The following is a 17,884-nucleotide window of genomic DNA, read 5'->3' on the forward strand; positions in this document are numbered from 1 at the left end:
ACGGCGCTATGCCGAAGAACAAGACGCACTCCGGTGCCAAGAAGCGCTTCAAGGTCACCGGCTCCGGCAAGATCCTGCGCGAGCGCGCCGGCAAGCGCCACCTGCTCGAGCACAAGTCGTCCAAGCTGACGCGTCGCCTCACCGGCAACGCCGAGATGGCCCCGGGTGACGCCGCCAAGATCAAGAAGATGCTGGGCATCTGAGCTTGATCTCCCGCCCTCGGACCCCGAGGGCATCCGGCCCAGACCGGGACCCATCCGTTTTCCGGGTCGTGTGAACACACCACGGCCCCGCTACAAGGAGTAAGAAGTGGCACGCGTCAAGCGGGCAGTCAACGCCCACAAGAAGCGCCGGGCGATCCTCGAGGCGGCCTCCGGCTACCGCGGTCAGCGTTCGCGCCTGTACCGCAAGGCCAAGGAGCAGGTCACCCACTCGCTGGTCTACAACTACAACGACCGCAAGAAGCGCAAGGGCGACTTCCGTCAGCTGTGGATCCAGCGCATCAACGCCGCTGCCCGCCAGAACGGCATGACGTACAACCGCCTCATCCAGGGTCTGAAGGCCGCCAACATCGAGGTGGACCGCAAGATCCTCGCCGAGCTGGCCGTCAACGACAGCAACGCGTTCGCCGCGCTGGTCGAGGTCGCGCAGAAGGCCCTCCCGGCCGACGTCAACGCCCCGAAGGCCGCCGCCTGATCTTCCAGGCCGCAGCACTTCCGCCCGGACCCGCAGGCCCCGCGCCTGCGGGTCCGGCGCGTTGACACCCCCGTACCCGAGTCGAGCCGAGACAGAGAGCCCCAGGCACATGTCCACCCCCGAGCTGATCTCCCCGCGTTCCCCGCGCGTCGTCGCCGCCCGGCGGCTCGCCAAGCGCAACTTCCGGGGCAAGGACCGCCTCTTCCTCGCCGAGGGCCCCCAGGCCGTCCGCGAGGCCGTCGCGCACCGGGGCCCGGACGGCGCCCCCACCCTCGTCGAGCTCTTCACCACCGTCGAGGCGGCCGAGCGGTACGCGCCCATCGTCGAGGCCGCCCGCGCCTCCGGGGCCCGCGTCCACCACGCCTCCGACGCCGTCCTCGCCGAGGTCTCCCAGACCGTCACCCCGCAGGGCCTCGTCGGCGTCTGCCGCTTCCTCGACTCGCCCTTCGACGCGATCCTCGCCGCGAAGCCCAAGCTCGTCGCCGTCCTCGCGCACGTCCGCGACCCCGGGAACGCCGGCACCGTGCTCCGCTGCGCCGACGCCGCCGGCGCCGACGCGGTCGTCCTCACCGACGCCTCCGTCGACCTGTACAACCCCAAGTCGGTCCGCGCCTCCGTCGGCTCCCTCTTCCACCTGCCCGTCGCCGTCGGCGTCCCCGTCGAGCAGGCCGTCGCCGGACTCAAGGGCGCGGGCGTCCGCATCCTCGCCGCCGACGGAGCCGGCCAGGACGACCTCGACGACGAGCTCGACGCCGGCACCATGGGCGGCCCCACCGCCTGGATCTTCGGCAACGAGGCGTGGGGGCTGCCCGAGGAGACCCGCGCGCTCGCCGACGCCGTCGTCCGCGTCCCCATCCACGGCAAGGCCGAGAGCCTCAATCTCGCCACCGCCGCCGCGGTCTGCCTGTACGCCTCCGCCCGCGCACAGCGCCCCCGCCGCACGGCCTGACCCCACCCCGCCGCCGTACCCCGCCGTCGAGTTTCGGCCACTCGTTGTGCCCTTCCGACTCCCGCCGGTCACCCTCGCCCAGTAGAGTGACGCACTCGGGGGCCCACTGCGGTACACGGAGGGGTGGGAGACGGGGATGACGGCCGGCACGGACAGTCCCGCGCGGACCGGACGGCGACGCGGAGACGGGGCGCGCGCGCCCGAGCCGTGGCCCGGGATCGACCCCGACGACCTGCCCGACGGGCTCGTCGTCGCCGACGAGAGCGGGCGCGTCGTCTGCTTCAACGCCGCCGCCAGCCGGATCACCGCCGTCCCCGGCGCCGAGGCGATCGGCCGCCCGCTCGACCAGGCCCTGCCCCTGGAGGACCTCAAGGGGCACCGCTGGTGGAGCCTCACCGACCCCTACGGCGGCCTCGCCACCCGGCGAGGCCAGCCCGAGCGGAACCTGCTGCTGCCCGGCGGCCGCGAGGTACTCGTCTCCGCCCGGTACGTCCGCGAGCACCCCACCGGCCCCGTCCGCAGGGTCGTCGTCTCCCTGCGCGGCACCGAGGCCCGCCGCCGCTCCGAGCGCAGCCACGCCGAGCTCATCGCCACCGTCGCCCACGAACTGCGCTCCCCGCTCACCTCGGTCAAGGGCTTCACCGCCACCCTCCTCAGCAAGTGGGAGCGGTTCACCGACGAGCAGAAGCGGCTCATGCTGGAGACCGTCGACGCCGACGCCGGCCGCATCAAACGGCTCATCGCCGAACTCCTCGACATCTCCCGGATCGACGCCGGCCGCCTGGAGGTGCGCCGCCAGCCCGTCGACATCGCCGCCGCCATCGGTCGGCACGTCCAGGTGCACACCACCGGCGGCCAGGCCCCCGACCGCTTCTTCGTCCGGACCCGGCCCGGACTGCCCGCGCTCTGGGCCGACCCCGACAAGATCGACCAGATCCTCGGCAACCTCCTGGAAAACGCGGTGCGCCACGGCGCCGGAACCGTCACCATCGAGGTGGCGCCCCGCACCGCGGGCGACGACACCGGCGAGGAGGGGACTGAGGTCACCCTGAGCGACGAGGGCCCCGGCATCCCCGAGGAGTCCATGAACCGCGTCTTCACCCGCTTCTGGCGCGGCAGCAAGCGCGGCGGCACCGGGCTCGGCCTCTATATCGTCAAGGGCCTCGTCGAGGCCCACGGCGGCACCATCACCGTCGGACGCGGCCCGCGCGGCGGCGCCGAGTTCCGATTTATCCTGCCCGTCGGCACCCCGGCCCATCTCGTCTGACGTCTCACCCACCGAGACCCGACGGGATCCAGAGCCACCGGGGCCCCCACGGGCTCATCAGCGTCCCCGCACCCCGTTAGACTCGACCTTTGGCACGTTTGCGCCCTTGTCGTCTGTCGTCGAACCGGGGTCGCCCCAGCCAAGCCCAACGGAAGACACGGGAAGAGATGTCGGCACCCAATAAGTCGTACGACCCGGTCGAGGTCGAAGCCTTGAAACCGGATGAGATCGAGCGCATGCGGGACGAGGCGCTCGCGGCCTTCGCGGCCGCCGGCGACCTCGACGCGCTCGCCCACGCCAAGACGGCGCACACCGGCGGCACCTCGCCGCTCGCCCTCGCCAACCGCGAGATCGGCGCGCTGCCCCCGCAGGCCAAGGCCGCGGCCGGCAAGCTCGTCGGCCAGGCCCGCGGCGCGGTCTCCAAGGCGCTCGCCGCCCGCCAGACCGAACTGGAGGCCGAGCGCGACGCCCGCGTCCTCGTCGAGGAGGCCGTCGACGTCACCCTGCCGTACGACCGCGTCCCGGCCGGTGCCCGCCACCCGCTGACCACCCTCATGGAGCGCGTCGCCGACGTCTTCGTGTCGATGGGCTACGAGGTCGCCGAGGGCCCCGAGGTCGAGGCCGAGTGGTTCAACTTCGACGCCCTGAACTTCGTGCCGGACCACCCGGCGCGGCAGATGCAGGACACCTTCTTCGTCCAGGGCCCTGAGGGCACCAGCGGTGACGAGTCCGGTGTCGTGCTCCGCACCCACACCTCGCCGGTCCAGGCCCGCACCCTCATCGACCGGGAGCCCCCGGTCTACGTGGTGTGCCCCGGCCGCGTCTACCGCACCGACGAGCTCGACGCCACGCACACCCCGGTCTTCCACCAGATCGAGCTGCTCGCCGTCGACGAGGGCCTCACCATGGCCGACCTCAAGGGCACCCTCGACCACATGGTCCAGGCGCTCTTCGGCGCGGACATGAAGACCCGGCTCCGCCCGAACTTCTTCCCGTTCACCGAGCCGTCCGCCGAGATGGACATGCTCTGCTACGTCTGCCGCGGCGAGTCCGTCGGCAACCCGGACCGGCCCTGCCGCACCTGCGGCAGCGAAGGCTGGATCGAGCTGGGCGGCTGCGGCATGGTCAACCCGAAGGTGCTCATCGCCTGCGGCGTGGACCCGGAGAAGTACAGCGGCTTCGCCTTCGGCTTCGGCATCGAGCGGATGCTGATGTTCCGGCACAACGTGGAAGACATGCGAGACATGGTCGAGGGTGACGTCCGGTTCACCCGGCCGTTCGGGATGGAGATCTGATGCGGGTCCCGCTTTCTTGGCTGCGGGAGTACGTCGACCTGCCGGCGACCGAGACCGGCCGTGACGTCCAGGCCAAGCTCATCACCGCCGGCCTCGAGGTCGAGACCGTCGAGCAGCTCGGCGCCGGCCTCACCGGCCCCCTGGTGGTCGGCAAGGTCCTCACCATCGAGGAGCTGACGGAGTTCAAGAAGCCCATCCGCTTCTGCACCGTCGACGTCGGCCAGGCCAACGGCACCGGCGAGCCCCAGGAGATCATCTGCGGCGCCCGGAACTTCTCCGTCGGCGACAAGGTCGTCGTGGCCCTGCCCGGCGCCGTCCTCCCCGGTGACTTCCGGATCGCCGAGCGCAAGACGTACGGCAAGGTCTCGCGCGGCATGATCTGCTCCAGCGAGGAGCTGGGCATGGGCGACGACCCCAACCACGGGATCATCATCCTGCCGCCCGAGCACGAGATCGGCATCGACGCCACCGTCCTGCTGGAGCTGTACGACGAGGTCCTCGACATCGCCGTCACCCCGGACCGCGGCTACTGCCTGTCGATGCGCGGTGTGGCCCGCGAGGCCGCCATCGCGTACGGGCTCCCGCTGCGCGACCCGGCGCTCCTCGACGTGCCCGCGCCGAACTCGTACGGCTACCCGGTCCAGATCGCCGACCCGATCGGCTGCGACCGCTTCACCGCCCGTACGGTCGTCGGCCTCGCCCCCGAGGCCCGGTCGCCGATCTGGCTCCAGCGCCGCCTCCAGAAGGCGGGCATGCGCCCGATCTCGCTCGCCGTCGACATCACCAACTACGTGATGCTGGAGCTCGGGCAGCCGATCCACGCCTACGACCGGACCCGGATCGACGGCCCCATCGGGGTCCGCCGCGCCGAGGCCGGCGAGAAGATCACCACCCTCGACGGGACGGTCCGCGTCCTCGACGCCGCCGACCTGGTCATCACCGACAAGCGCGGCCCCATCGGCATCGCGGGCGTCATGGGCGGCGCCGACACGGAGATCGCCGACCCGGAGACCGACCCCGAGACCGGCGCCGTCACCGGCTCCAGCGAGGTCGTCATCGAGGCCGCGCACTTCGACGCGATCTCGATCGCCCGCACGGCCCGCCGTCACAAGCTGGCCTCCGAGGCGTCCAAGCGCTTCGAGCGGGGCGTCGACCCGCAGGCCGCGGCCGCCGCCGCGCAGCGCTGCGTCGACCTGCTCGTGCTGCTCGCGGGCGGCACCGCCGAGGCCGGCGTCACCGAGATCGCCGCCCCGTCGGCGCCGCGCACGATCGCGCTGCCGGCGAACCACCCCGACAAGGTCGCGGGTGTGGCGTACGGCCGCGAGACCGTCGTCCGCCGCCTCCAGGAGATCGGCTGCGACGTCTACGGCCAGGACGAGCTCGTCGTCACGGTGCCCTCGTGGCGCCCCGACCTCAACGAGCCGAACGACCTCGCCGAGGAGGTCATCCGGCTGGAGGGCTACGAGAACCTGCCCTCCACCCTGCCGAAGCCCCCGGCCGGCCGCGGCCTCACCGAGCGCCAGCGCGTCCACCGCCGGGTCGGCCGCGCCCTCGCCGGCGCCGGCTACGTCGAGGCGCCGAACTACCCCTTCATGGGGCAGCAGGCGCTCGACCAGCTCGGCCTCGACGCGGACGACGCCCGCCGCGAGGTCGTCACCCTCGTCAACCCGCTCTCCGACGAGGAGCCCGCGCTCCGCACCACGCTGCTCCCCGGCCTGCTGGCCGCGCTGCGCCGGAACGACAGCCGTGGCAGCCACGACCTGGCCCTCTTCGAGACGGGCCTGGTCTTCCGCCCGGCCGCCGAGCCGAAGATCGCGGTCCGCCTCCCCGTGGACCGCCGTCCCACCGGCGAGGAGATCGCCGGCGTCAACGCCGCGCTGCCCGCGCAGCCGCGCCACGCCGCCGTCGTCCTCACCGGGGCCCGCGAGCAGTCCGGCTGGTGGGGCAAGGGCCGCCCGTCCGACTGGGCCGACGCGATCGAGGCCGCCCGCACCATCGCCACCGAGGCCGGTGTGGAGCTGCTGATCGACGCCGACCAGCACGCCCCGTGGCACCCGGGCCGCTGCGCCGCCTTCCACGTGGTCATCGACGGGGTCAAGACCCTGGCCGGCCACGGCGGCGAGCTCCACCCGCGCGTCGTCAAGGCGCTGGGCCTTCCGGCCCGCACCTGCGCGACGGAGCTGGACCTCGACGTCCTGGAGCGGGCGAGTGAGGGCCCCGTCAAGGCCCCGCGCATCTCCGCCTTCCCGGTCGCCACCCAGGACGTCGCCCTGGTCGTCGACGAGGCCGTCCCCTCCGCCATGGTCGAGTACTACCTGGCCGGCGGCGCGGGCGAACTCCTGGAGTCCATCCGCCTGTTCGACGTCTACACCGGCGACCAGGTCGGCGAGGGCAAGAAGTCCCTGGCGTACGCTCTGAGGTTCCGCGCCGAGGACCGCACCCTCACCGTCGAGGAGGCCACCGCCGCCCGCGACGCCGCGGTAGCCCTGGCCGCCGAACACACCGGCGCCACCCTCCGCGGCGCCTGACACACCCAGCCCCACCCAGAAGGGCCGCCCCGGAACCACTCCCGGGGCGGCCCTTCGCCGTTCCGTTCCGGACAGAGGCGACTCCGTTGGGGCCCCGTATGGCAGCATCGACGGATTCCACGCGCGTGACGTGAGAGAAATCAGGGGAGGATGAAGCGAAGTGCCACATGTTGCGATCCAGCCGTCCTACGGGAACGCCGTGGCCCGGCGGCACTGGAAGGACACCTTGGCCCAAGAGGTCCCGTTCGGTTCCACTCCGTACGCGGATGCCCTGACGGAGCAGCAGCTGGAGCGACTCCTGAGCGTGCACTCGTCCGGGCAGGCACGCTTCTGGGGAGCGACGTCGGTTCAGGACCGGAACATGTCGCTGCTCGGGACGGGCGACGTGGTGCTCTTCACCGGGCAGAACCATGTCCGCGGCATCGGCGAGGTCGGAGTGACCTTCAGGAACGCGGACTTCGCCGACACCATGTGGGAGAAGGACCGTAGGAAGGGGAGTTGGCTGAATGTGTACAGCCTGCTCGCGTTCCAGCCGACCCTGATCCCGTACGAGGAGATCTGGGACCTGCCCAGCTTCAACGCCGGCGACTACTTCATGGGACTCCGGGTGCTGCGGGGCATGAAGGCCGACGAGGTGCTGGACGGTCTGGGCATCCGGACCGCCACGGAGGACCGCCGCACGCTCGACCGGGACGTCGAGGTGGCGCGGCTGATCGCCGAGGGCGCCAAGGTCGTCGACGTGGAGAGTATGCACACGGAGAGGACCGCGTACCGCCGGACCGAGCGGGAGATAGTGGTCCATCGGGCCGAGGCCCTCCTGGTCACGGAATACAAGGAGACCCTGACCGGTCGGGACGTGCGGCGGCTCCGCACGCCGTCCGGCATCACCGATCTCCACGTCGCCGGAACCGAAGGATCCGAGGTCATCGAGGCCAAGAGCGACAGTGGCCATGCCCATGTCCGCCTGGCCCTGGGCCAGCTCCTCGACTACGCACCGCACAGCCCGGAACGCGTGGAGCGGCTCAGCGCGCTCTTCCCGAACCGTCCTGTCGACGCGGACATCGCCATGCTCCACCGCTACGGGATAGATGTCCTCTACCGCGTCGCGCCTCACGAATTCGAGCGCCTCGAGGCCCCGGGCGATGCCAGGGATCACATGCGGCAGGTCTGGTCGCGCTGACGCTTCCGCCGGAGATCGGACTCGCCCCGCGCCCGCCCGGCTCGTACGGGGCGGCGAGGGTCGGGGGTGTGTGCGCGTGGCGGGGGGCTGGCGAAGGGCGGCGCGCCGGGGGTGCTCACTCCTTCGGGTGAGATCGACGGGGGGTGTTCCCCTGTGGTCCGTACGGTCGGCAGAATCGACGCGGCCACAGGGGCGGGCCTGTGTGCCGCAGGGCCTTCGGGCGCTGTCGGGGCTCGGGAAGGGCTGTACATGATCCGTACCAGCCGTAGCAGCCGCATCCGGAGGACGACGGTCGCCGTCGGTTCCCGGCTCCGCCGGTCGGCGCCGCTCGCCCTCCCGGTCGGCTGGGGCGCGGTCGCCGTGGCCTGGAAGTTCGGCTGTCCGCTGGCCCGGCAGCCCGGGCTGCCGATGCGGATCGCGACCAGCATCGTCTTCCTCACCGTCGGCACCGGGCTCGTCCTCGGCGTGCGCCGGCAGCTGCGGCGCGAGCTGGCCCGGGTGCGGGCCGTCGCCGAGGCGACCCAGCAGGTGCTGCTGCGCCCGCCGCCCGCCCGGCTCGACGGACTCGCCCTGGCGGCCGGGCAGTTGTCCGCCACCCGCGGTGCCTCGGTGGGCGGCGACCTGTACGAGGCGGTGGCGACGCCGTACGGGGTGCGGATGGTGATCGGAGACGTACGGGGCCACGGGCTGGCCGCGCTGGGCGCCGTCGTCGCCGTCCTCGGAAGCTTCCGCGAGGCCGCCCACGACGAGGCCGAACTCGGCGACGTACTGCGCAGACTGGAGCGGGCGCTGCAACGGCACCTGCGGGAGCGGGCGCGCGACGAGCACCCCGCGCGCGGCGAGGGCGAGCCCGAGCACCCGGTGGCCGAGGAGTTCGTGACCCTGCTGCTCCTGGAGGTCCGCGCCGACGGGCGGCTCGCCGTCCTCGACTGCGGCCACCCCGCCCCGTACCGCCTCGGAGCCCGCATGGAGCGCCTGCCCGTCGGCGAGCCGCTGCCGCCGCTCGGCGTCCTGCCGCTGCCTGCCGTGCTGGTCCCGTACACCGCCGCCCGGCTGCTGCCCGGCGAGACGCTGGTGCTGCACACCGACGGGGCGGAGGAGGCCCGCGACCACCGGGGCCGCTTCTTCGGCCTGGAGGCGGCGCTCGCCCGGAGCGCCGGACAGGTGCCCCGGACGCTCGTCCGGCAGGTGCACGAGGCGCTGCTGCGCCACACCGGCGGCCGGCTCGACGACGACGTGGCCCTGCTCGTCGTCCGCAACGACCGCGTCCGGGTGCCGGCGCAGCCCGCCGAACCCGGGCTGCGCCGTCCCCGGCCCGCTCCCTCCACCCACTGCTGAGCGGAGGGTCCGGGGGTACGGGCGCCGCCCGCCCCGCCACGGAGTGTCGGGCAGATCGGCGGGGCGGGCGGCGCGGACCGGGCGGCCGCACTGTACGAGGGGGAGCCGGCGGCCCGGTCGTTCCTCGCCTTCTGGCGAGGAGCCCAGTCAAGCGGTACGGGCTCCACCGGCGGCAGCGCGCACGGACCGGAAGAACGGGTACTTCATTCACACCCCGTGCGAAATCGCACCGGGCGAATTCAGCCACCGCTACGCTGAGTTCACCGAGCGACCGGAGGGGCCATGCAGCCCAACACCCTGCTCGACGCCCTCCTGGACGAGGCGGGCGTCTCCCACGCCGGTCTCGCCGCCCGGGTGAACCGGGCCGGCGGGGCCAGGGGACTTGCCCTGCGTTACGAACACACCGCCGTGGCGCGGTGGTTGAAGGGACAGCGGCCGCGCGGCCAGGTGCCCGACCTGATCTGCGAGGTGCTCGCCGCCCGGCTGGGCAGGCCCGTCACCCTCGACGACATCGGGCTCGGCGTGCCCGGCGGCGGCCCGCCCGCGCCCGGCACCCCGCTCTCCGGCTTCGTCGACCGCGCCACCGCCCTGTGGCGTTCGGACGAGCAGCAGCGCCCGTACCTGGTGAGCGCGCCGGCCGTGACCGGCACGCCCGCCGTCATGCCGGTGTGGGAGTGGGAGAACCCGCCGGAGGACACCGACGTCTCCCGGACCGGCCTCACCCGCGTGGAGCCCGCCGACATCGCCCTGCTCAGCGCCGCCCGCGCGCACTACGAGCAGATGTACCGCAAGGCCGGCGGCATCGCGACCCGCGCCCGGATCGTCGGCTTCCTCACCACCGAGGCCGCGCCCCGGCTCCGCGGCTCCTACAGCGACGCGCTGGGGCGCTCCCTGCACCGGGCCACCGGGGGACTGGTGGCGGTGGCCGGGATCTGCGCCTACGACGCCGACGCGCACGGCCTCGCGCAGCGCTACTTCCAGCAGGCGCTGCGGCTCGCCAAGGCCAGCGGGGACCGGGCGTTCGGCGCCTACGTCGTCGCGCTGATGGTCAACCAGTCGCTGCTGCTCGGCGAGTTCCGGCAGGCCGTGGCCTTCGCGGAGGCGGCGCTGCGGACGGCGGACGGCACCATCACCCCCGCGCTTGCGGCCGATCTGACGGTGATGCAGGCGAAGGCGTACGCCCGGATCGGCGACGGGGCGGCGGCGCTCGACTGCATCCGGCGGGCCGAGCGCGCGGAGGAGCGGATCGCGCCGGCCGCGGAGCCGGCCGAGACCGGCTACGTACAGCCCGGACTCGTCAACGTACAGGTCGCGGAGGCACTCCTCAGTCTGGGTGATCTCGCGGGGGCGTACGAGCACGCGGCGCGGGCGGCCGGGACGCCCTCGCACGACCGGGGCCGGGTGCACCGGCTGGCGCTGCTCTGCGAGGTCGAACTGCGGCAGGGCGAGGCGGACTCGGCGGCGCGCACGGCGGTCGAGATGACCGAGCGGGCGCGCGGGATGGAGTCGCGGCGGCTGCGCGACCGGCTGCGCCGGGCCCGGGAGCACCTGCTGGCCAGTGACGCGGGGGACGCCCGGGAGGCGGCGGCGCTGATCGACGGGGCGCTGCGCGTTCCGCTCTGACCGTTCAACTGCTGCGATATTGCCACCGAACACGCGCCTACCAGTCGGAAGGTGGCAACAACGTGCAGTGGACGAAAGTAAGTGAGCGTTCCGTCTATGAGAACCGGTGGTTCAGGGTGAACCTCGCGGACGTCGAACTCCCGGACGGCCGGCACCTCGACCACTATCTGATCCGGCTCCGCCCCGTCGCCGTCGCGACCGTCGTCAACGACGCCGACGAGGTCCTGATGCTCTGGCGCCACCGCTTCATCACCGACAGCTGGGGCTGGGAGCTGGCCGCCGGAGTCGTCGAGGACGGCGAGACCCCCGAGGCCGCCGCCGCCCGCGAGATGGAGGAGGAGACCGGCTGGCGGCCAGGACCGCTGCGCCCCCTCCTCACCGTCGAGCCCTCGAACGGGCTCAGCGACGCCCGGCACCACCTCTACTGGACCGACCGGGCCACCTGGACCGGCCCGCCGGTCGACGGCTTCGAGTCCTCGCGGCGCGCGTGGGTGCCGCTGAAGGAGGTCCCGGAGCTGATCGCCCGGGGCGAGGTCCCGGCGGCGAACATGGCGGCCGGGCTGCTGATGCTCCACCATCTGCGGCTCGGCTGACACCCCGACGGCGTTTATCCGGGGAAAGGTGAACGGCCCGTACCTGTGCGGGGGTACGGGCCGTTCGGGTCGCGGAGAGCGACATTCGTGGGACGCCGGAGGCGTCGGAGAGCCGGTCGGTCAGGACCGGGACATCAGGGGTAGACGTAGAAGCCCGAGCCCGTCTTGCGGCCCAGCCGGCCCGCGTCGACCATCCGCTGGAGCAGCGGGGGAGCGGCGTACAGCGGCTCCTTGAACTCGGAGTACATCGAGTCGGCGATCGAGACGATCGTGTCGAGGCCGATGAGGTCCGCGAGCTTCAGCGGGCCCATCGGGTGGGCGCAGCCGTACTCCATGCCGTTGTCGATGTCCTCGCGGCTCGCGATGCCGGACTCGAACATCCGGATCGCGGAGAGCAGGTACGGCACGAGCAGCGCGTTCACGACGAAGCCCGAGCGGTCCTGGGCGCGGATCGCGTGCTTGCCGAGCAGCTTCTCGGCGAAGCCCTGCGCCCGGCTGATCGTGCCCTCGGAGGTGGTGAGGGCGGGGATCAGCTCGACGAGCTTCTGCACCGGGGCCGGGTTGAAGAAGTGGATGCCGATGACGTGGTCGGGGCGGGAGGTCGCCACGGCCAGCTTCACCAGCGGGATGGAGGAGGTGTTCGAGGCCAGGATGGCGTCGGGCCGGGTCAGGACCTGGTCGAGCACCTGGAAGATCTCGGTCTTGACCTGCTCGTTCTCCACGACCGCCTCGATGACCAGGTCGCGGTCGGCGAACTCGCCCAGGTCGGTGGTGAAGGAGAGGTTGGCGAGCGCGGCGTCGCGCTCCTCCTCGCTGATCTTGCCGCGTTCGGCGGCCTTGGTCAGCGAGTTCAGCAGTCGGGTGCGGCCGATCTCCAGCGCCTCGCCGGTGGTCTCGGCGACCTTCACCTCGAGACCGCTCCGGGCACACACCTCTGCGATGCCCGCGCCCATCTGGCCGCAGCCCACCACTCCGACGCGCTCAATGTCGGCCATGGAGTCCGTCACCTCGTGCCTTTCGCTCTTCTCTGGCGGCGGGCCCCGTGTGATTCCGGTGCGTCCGCCTCGACCCCATGACGTTACTCCGAATCGCGCGATGATCGATCGGCCGGAGCGGGCATGCTGTGCGTGGGGGTGTGACGTATCCGACAGCTGAGGGGTACAAGTGCGGCCTATCGGGAGAAGAGGGTTTGTGACGACCGCCACGGGAGCGGCATTCGCCGTCGTCGGTCCAGCGGGCTCGGGCACGGCGGCGGGCGGCGCCGGGGCGGAGCCTCGCCAGGTGCGGGCGCGGGAGCCGGAGGCGTCCCCGCACGGCTTCCGGGGCGTGTGGGTGGCGACCGTCGCCAACCGGGACTGGCCGTCCCGCACCGGGCTCACCGCGGAGGCGCAGCGGGCGGAACTCCTGGCCCACCTGGACCAGGCGGTGGAGCGGCGGCTCAACGCGGTCGTGCTCCAGGTGCGGCCCACCGCGGACGCCCTGTGGCCCTCGCCGTACGAGCCCTGGGCGCAGTGCCTCACCGGTACGCAGGGGCGTGACCCGGGCTGGGACCCACTGGGCGCGGCGGTGGCCGAGGCCCACGCACGGGGTCTGGAGCTGCACGCCTGGTTCAACCCGTACCGCGTGGCGAATCACACGGACCCCACCCGGCTCGCGGCGTCCCACCCGGCCCGGCTCCACCCCGACTGGATCGTGTCCTACGGCGGGAAGCTGCTCTACGACCCCGGGCTGCCCGAGGTCCGGCGCTTCGTACAGGACGCGATGCTGGACGCGGTGCGCCGCTACGACCTCGACGCGGTCCACTGGGACGACTACTTCTACCCGTACCCGGTCGCGGGGGAGAGCTTCCCGGACGACGCGTCGTACGCCCTGCACGGCGCGGACTTCCCCGAGCGCGCGGACTGGCGGCGGAACAACACCGACCTGCTGGTCTCGGAGATGTCCGCCCGGATCAAGGAGATCAAGCCGGGGGTGGCCTTCGGCGTCAGCCCCTTCGGGGTGTGGCGGAACATCGCCGACGACCCCGAGGGCTCGGACACGCGGGGCGGTGTGGGCACCTACGACGACCTGTACGCGGACACCCGCAAGTGGATCGGCGAGGGCTGGATCGACCACGTGGTGCCGCAGCTGTACTGGCACATCGGCCACCCCGCCACCGACTACGCCACCCTCCTCGACTGGTGGGACGCGGCGGTAAGGGACACGGGCGTCGGGCTCTACATCGGCGAGGCGCTGTACAAGGCGGGCGACCCGGACCAGCCCGCGGAGTGGCAGGACCCGAAGGAGCTGTCACGGCACCTCGCGCTGGCCGCCGGCCGGCCGGGCGTCGGCGGCCACTGCTACTTCGCGGCGAAGGAGGTCACGCGGGACCGCAACGGCGCGCTCGCCGCCGCCGTGGCCGACCACTACCCGGCGAGGGCCCGCGCGCCGCGGACCGGGAATCCGGCGTGACGCTCGCTAGCGCTGCTCTCCGTAGCGCTGCTCTCCGTGGTGACGGACGACGGTGTCGGGGCCGGGCGACATCAGGGCCTCGTGACCGTCGTCGTCGAACTTGACCCGGTACGGGGGCGTGCCGTTCTCCCCCAGCACCTGAAGGACCTGGGCCGTACGGTCGTGCTGACCGACGGTCCGGCCGTGCACCAGCAGTTTGTCGCCCACACTCGCCTGCATCGGGGAACCTCCTCGCGCGCGTAGGGCCTCTGTCTACGATTGTGGCGCAGGTCACGCCCGCCCGCCGCGTCAGCTCTTCGCGCGCTGGGTCACCGCGATGCAGACCAGCACGCCGGCCGCCGCGAGGGGCGCGGCCAGCGGGAGGGACTCGCCGAGCAGGGTGACCGACCAGACGAGCGTGAGGAGCGGCTGGGCGAGCTGGAGCTGGCTGGCGCGGGGGATGCCGATCGCGGCCATGCCCCTGTACCAGACGTACAGGCCGAAGAAGGTGGAGCCGGCCGCCACCCAGAGCAGGCCGATGACGCCGTGGGCGGTGAGGTGCACGGGTTCGAGGGCGAGCGCGACGGCCGAGGCGGGGACCATCAGCGGCAGGCAGAGCACCAGCGCCCAGCCGATCACCTGCCAGCCCGGCATCAGCCGGGCGAGCCGGCCGCCCTCGGTGTAGCCCGCGGCGCACACCAGCAGCGCGCCGAAGAGGTAGAGGTCGCCGGTGGAGAGCGCGCCGCCGCTCTGCTGCACGGTGAAGGCGATGACGACGGTGGCACCGGCGACGGCGGCGATCCAGAAGGTACGGGACGGGCGGCGGCCGGTCCGCACGGCGGCGAAGGTGGCCGTGGTGAGCGGCAGCAGGCCCACGACGACGGCGGCGTGCGAGGTCGTCGAGGTCTGGAGGGCGAGCGTCGTCAGCAGTGGGAAGCCCACCACGACGCCGCCCGCGACGACCGCGAGCCCAGCCCAGTGGCGCCGCTCCGGCAGCGCGACCCGGCCGCCGAGGAGGAAGGCGCCGGCGATCAGCGCGGCGAGCGTGGAGCGGACGGCCACCAGCGACCAGGGCCCGAAGCTCTCCAGGCCCCACACCGTCGACGGGAAGGTGAGCGAGAAGGCGACGACACCGAGGAGGGCGAGCAGCGTGCCCTGGGCACCGGGGGAGGCGGTCACGGACGGAGCGTCGGTGGGGGCGGCCGCGGGCGCCGTGGCGGAAGCGCTTCCGGCCGGGGTGCCGACCGCTATCGCCATCGGGGCAGTAGCGCTATTCTGTGCTCTCATGCATGAGCGTAGCAGCGTGGCCGAACTGGCGAAATCCCTGAAGGCGGAGCTCGACCGCTACTCTCCGGGTGGAAAGCTGCCGTCGAGCCGCGCCCTGGTCGAGCGCTTCCGGGTCTCCCCGGTGACCGTCACCCGCGCCCTCGCCCAGCTCGCCGCCGAGGGCCTCGTCGTCACCCGCCCCGGCGCCGGCGCCTTCAAGGCCGAGACCCCCGCCCCCGCCTCCACCGGCGACACCTCCTGGCAGCAGCTCGCGCTCAGCGCCGACGCCGCCGCCGAACTCGTCCCCCGCGCCGTCGACGCCTCCGGCGTCCTCGTCACCCTCGCCGCGCCCCAGCCCGGCGTCGTCGAGTTCAACGGCGGCTACCTCCACCCCTCCCTCCAGCCCGAGCGGGCCCTCGCCGCCGCCCTCGCCCGGGCCGGCCGACGCCCCGGCGCCTGGGGCCGGCCGCCCACCGACGGCCTCACCGAACTCCGCGAGTGGTTCGCCCGCGAGATCGGCGGAGGCGTCACCGGCGCCGAGGTCCTCATCACCGCCGGCGGCCAGTCCGCCCTCACCACCGCCCTGCGCGCGCTCGCCGCGCCCGGCACCCCGGTGCTGGTCGAGTCCCCGACGTACCCCGGCATGCTCGCCGTCGCCCGCGCGGCGGGGCTGCGCCCGGTGCCCGTCCCCACCGACGCCGACGGCATCCGCCCCGACCTCCTCGAAGCCGCCTTCCGCGCCACCGGCGCCCGCGTCCTCGTCTGCCAGCCGCTCTTCCAGAACCCCACCGGCGCCCTCCTCCCGCCGGACCGCCGCCGCGAGGTCGTCCGCATCGCCCGCGCCGCCGGCGCCTTCGTCGTCGAGGACGACTTCGCCCGCCGCCTCGTCCACGAGGACGCGGGACCACTGCCGGCGCCGCTCGCCGCCGACGACCCCGACGGCGTCGTCGTCCACGTCTGCTCCCTCACCAAGATCACCTCGGCGAGCCTCCGCGTCGGCGCCCTCGCCGCCCGGGGCCCCGTCCTCGAACGCCTGCGCGCCATCCAGGTCGTCGACAGCTTCTTCGTCCCCCGCCCCCTCCAGGAGGCCGCCCTCGAACTCGTCGGCGCCCCGGCCTGGTCCCGCCATCTGCGGACCGTCTCCCAGGAGCTGAAGGCCCGCCGCGACGTCCTCACCGCCGCCGTCGCCCTCCGGCTCCCCGAACTCGCCCTGCCCCACATCCCCTCCGGCGGCTACCACCTCTGGCTCCGCCTCCCCGACACCCTCCCCGAGTCCGCCCTCCTGGCCGCCGCCCTCCGCGCCGGAGTCGCCGCCGCACCCGGCCGGCCCTACTTCTGCGCCGAACCCCCCGCCGGCCACATCCGGCTGAGTTTCGCGGGTGTGGCCGGACCCACGGAGATCGCCGAGGGCGTCCGCAGGCTCAGGACGGCCATGGACGAACTCCTTCCGTGACACGAGCCGGGCCGACGCGGCGGCGTACGGAGCCATGCCTGGCGTACGCGGCCACCGCGGCGGCCCGGAAAACCCGCCTGACACATGCCGGACCCGCTGGCATCCTGCGCCCATGAGCGAGACCACCACCTCCGTACCCGCCGCCGAACCCGCCGTCCTCCACGGGACGTACGAGATCTCCGCCGACCCGGCCCGCCTCGACGGCGCCCGCGTCCACCACTGGCTCTCCACCGACGCGTACTGGGCCCTCGGCCGACCTCGGGAGACGCAGGACCGGGCCATCGCCGGCTCGCTCAACTTCGGCGCCTACCACCGCGACACCGGCGAGATCGCCGCCTACGCGCGCGTGGTCACCGACTACGCCACCTTCGCCTGGCTCTGCGACGTCTACGTCGACCACCCGGCCCGCGCCACCGGCCTCGGCACCGCCCTCGTCACCGCCGTCCGCGACCACCTGGAGCGGTACGGGCTCCGCCGGATCATGCTCGCGACCGCCGACGCCCACGGCGTCTACGAGAAGGTCGGATTCACGCCACTGGAGAATCCGGACAAGTGGATGGCTCTCGGACAGCAGTGAACCCGGACCTCCCGGTCCCCCGTACCCGCCCCTTGACCCGGAGTCCCACCGGCCTCACGATCTCGGCCATGGGTCTTCGGGTCACGCTGGTCGCGGCGGCGCGCAGCTCCTCCCTGCTCGCCGAACGCTTCGACGACGACCGGCCGCTCGACGAGGCCGGCTGGTACGAGGTGCAGCAGGCCGCGCCCGCGCTCCTCCCGCTCGGCGCCGCCGAACTCCGCTACTGCTCCCCGACCCTCCGCAGCCGCGCCACCGGCACCGCCCTCGGCTACGCCCCGCTCGCGCAGCCCGCCCTGCGCGACTGCGACATGGGCCGCTGGCGCGGGCTCACCCTCGCCGAGGTCGCCGCCCTCGAACCGGCCGCCGTCGACGCCTGGCTCGCCGACGCCCGCTCCGCCCCGCACGGCGGCGAACCCCTCCTCGCCTTCATCTCGCGCATAGGCGGCTGGCTCGACACCCGCCCCGCCGACCACGTCACCGCCGCCGACGTCACGGTCGTCGCCGTCGCCGAACCCTCCGTCGTCCGCGCCGCCCTCGTCTACGCCCTCCGGGCCGCGCCCGCCACCTACTGGAGCGTCGACGTCCGCCCCCTGTCGACCGTCACCCTCGTCGGCCGCCCCGGCGCCTGGCACCTCCACCTGGTCGCCCCCGCCCTCCGCTGAGCCGGCACGGCGTCCCGGCCGGGGGCG

17 protein-coding genes are annotated in these 17,884 nt (G+C 73.4%); 14 read left to right on the top strand and 3 right to left on the bottom strand.

Annotated features, from left to right (window positions below; all coding sequences use genetic code 11):
• Positions 1-8: 8 nt before the first annotated feature.
• The 10 genes from rpmI (at position 9) to ACFXMG_RS21200 (ending at position 11,469) form a co-directional block, all read left to right on the top strand.
• Positions 9-203 (top strand): 50S ribosomal protein L35, encoded by a 195-nt coding sequence (gene rpmI, locus ACFXMG_RS21155; RefSeq protein WP_015032399.1) that lies wholly within the window; start codon positions 9-11, stop codon positions 201-203.
• Between the two features lie 106 nt (positions 204-309).
• The gene (rplT, locus tag ACFXMG_RS21160; protein WP_043227974.1) at positions 310-696 is read left to right on the top strand and encodes a 50S ribosomal protein L20; all 387 of its coding nucleotides are present in this window, start codon (positions 310-312) and stop codon (positions 694-696) included.
• Positions 697-805: 109 nt separating this feature from the next.
• Positions 806-1,645 carry a TrmH family RNA methyltransferase gene (locus ACFXMG_RS21165; protein ID WP_383825436.1) on the top strand — a complete coding sequence of 280 codons (840 nt, stop codon included), beginning with the start codon at positions 806-808 and terminating at the stop codon, positions 1,643-1,645.
• Positions 1,646-1,781: 136 nt separating this feature from the next.
• A complete protein-coding gene (locus tag ACFXMG_RS21170; RefSeq protein WP_383825438.1) occupies positions 1,782-2,912 on the top strand; it encodes an ATP-binding protein in 1,131 nt (376 codons plus the stop codon).
• Between the two features lie 167 nt (positions 2,913-3,079).
• A complete protein-coding gene (gene pheS, locus ACFXMG_RS21175; protein ID WP_383825441.1) occupies positions 3,080-4,207 on the top strand; it encodes a phenylalanine--tRNA ligase subunit alpha in 1,128 nt (375 codons plus the stop codon).
• The gene (pheT, locus tag ACFXMG_RS21180; protein ID WP_383825443.1) at positions 4,207-6,735 is read left to right on the top strand and encodes a phenylalanine--tRNA ligase subunit beta; all 2,529 of its coding nucleotides are present in this window, start codon (positions 4,207-4,209) and stop codon (positions 6,733-6,735) included. The genes pheS and pheT overlap by 1 nt, the downstream gene beginning before the upstream one ends.
• A 160-nt stretch (positions 6,736-6,895) precedes the next feature.
• Positions 6,896-7,915, top strand: coding sequence for a hypothetical protein (locus ACFXMG_RS21185; RefSeq protein ID WP_383825446.1), 1,020 nt, complete (start codon positions 6,896-6,898; stop codon positions 7,913-7,915).
• A 249-nt stretch (positions 7,916-8,164) separates the two neighbouring features.
• Positions 8,165-9,253, top strand: coding sequence for a PP2C family protein-serine/threonine phosphatase (locus ACFXMG_RS21190; protein WP_383825449.1), 1,089 nt, complete (start codon positions 8,165-8,167; stop codon positions 9,251-9,253).
• A 282-nt stretch (positions 9,254-9,535) separates the two neighbouring features.
• Positions 9,536-10,876: a transcriptional regulator gene (locus ACFXMG_RS21195; protein ID WP_383826678.1), complete on the top strand. Its 1,341-nt coding sequence runs from the start codon at positions 9,536-9,538 to the stop codon at positions 10,874-10,876.
• 62 nt (positions 10,877-10,938) lie between these two features.
• Positions 10,939-11,469, top strand: a complete 531-nt coding sequence (locus tag ACFXMG_RS21200; protein ID WP_383826675.1) for an NUDIX hydrolase — start codon at positions 10,939-10,941, stop codon at positions 11,467-11,469.
• Between the two features lie 134 nt (positions 11,470-11,603).
• Here the strand turns inward: ACFXMG_RS21200 and ACFXMG_RS21205 are convergent, their stop codons facing one another.
• Positions 11,604-12,464 (bottom strand): 3-hydroxybutyryl-CoA dehydrogenase, encoded by an 861-nt coding sequence (locus ACFXMG_RS21205; RefSeq protein WP_383826672.1) that lies wholly within the window; start codon positions 12,462-12,464, stop codon positions 11,604-11,606.
• 196 nt (positions 12,465-12,660) lie between these two features.
• Here ACFXMG_RS21205 and ACFXMG_RS21210 point away from each other — a divergent pair, with 196 nt between their 5' ends.
• Positions 12,661-13,920, top strand: a complete 1,260-nt coding sequence (locus ACFXMG_RS21210) for a glycoside hydrolase family 10 protein (protein WP_383826669.1) — start codon at positions 12,661-12,663, stop codon at positions 13,918-13,920.
• A gap of 6 nt (positions 13,921-13,926) precedes the next feature.
• On the opposite strand, the gene ACFXMG_RS21215 is transcribed toward ACFXMG_RS21210, so the two are convergent.
• Both ACFXMG_RS21215 and ACFXMG_RS21220 read right to left on the bottom strand, forming a co-directional pair.
• On the bottom strand, positions 13,927-14,139 hold the full coding sequence (locus tag ACFXMG_RS21215; protein WP_383826666.1) for a DUF1918 domain-containing protein: 213 nt from the start codon (positions 14,137-14,139) through the stop codon (positions 13,927-13,929).
• A gap of 69 nt (positions 14,140-14,208) precedes the next feature.
• Positions 14,209-15,186, bottom strand: coding sequence for a DMT family transporter (locus ACFXMG_RS21220; RefSeq protein WP_383826663.1), 978 nt, complete (start codon positions 15,184-15,186; stop codon positions 14,209-14,211).
• Between ACFXMG_RS21220 and ACFXMG_RS21225 the strand changes: the two genes are divergently transcribed.
• The 3 genes from ACFXMG_RS21225 (at position 15,185) to ACFXMG_RS21235 (ending at position 17,857) form a co-directional block, all read left to right on the top strand.
• Positions 15,185-16,618: a PLP-dependent aminotransferase family protein gene (locus ACFXMG_RS21225; RefSeq protein ID WP_383826660.1), complete on the top strand. Its 1,434-nt coding sequence runs from the start codon at positions 15,185-15,187 to the stop codon at positions 16,616-16,618. The genes ACFXMG_RS21220 and ACFXMG_RS21225 overlap by 2 nt on opposite strands.
• A 112-nt stretch (positions 16,619-16,730) precedes the next feature.
• A complete protein-coding gene (locus ACFXMG_RS21230) occupies positions 16,731-17,195 on the top strand; it encodes a GNAT family N-acetyltransferase (RefSeq protein WP_383826657.1) in 465 nt (154 codons plus the stop codon).
• A 68-nt stretch (positions 17,196-17,263) separates the two neighbouring features.
• Positions 17,264-17,857 carry a histidine phosphatase family protein gene (locus tag ACFXMG_RS21235; protein WP_383826654.1) on the top strand — a complete coding sequence of 198 codons (594 nt, stop codon included), beginning with the start codon at positions 17,264-17,266 and terminating at the stop codon, positions 17,855-17,857.
• The last annotated feature ends 27 nt before the right edge of the window (positions 17,858-17,884 follow it).

This window comes from Streptomyces sp. NPDC059201, from assembly GCF_042754585.1.
Lineage (GTDB): Bacteria > Actinomycetota > Actinomycetes > Streptomycetales > Streptomycetaceae > Streptomyces.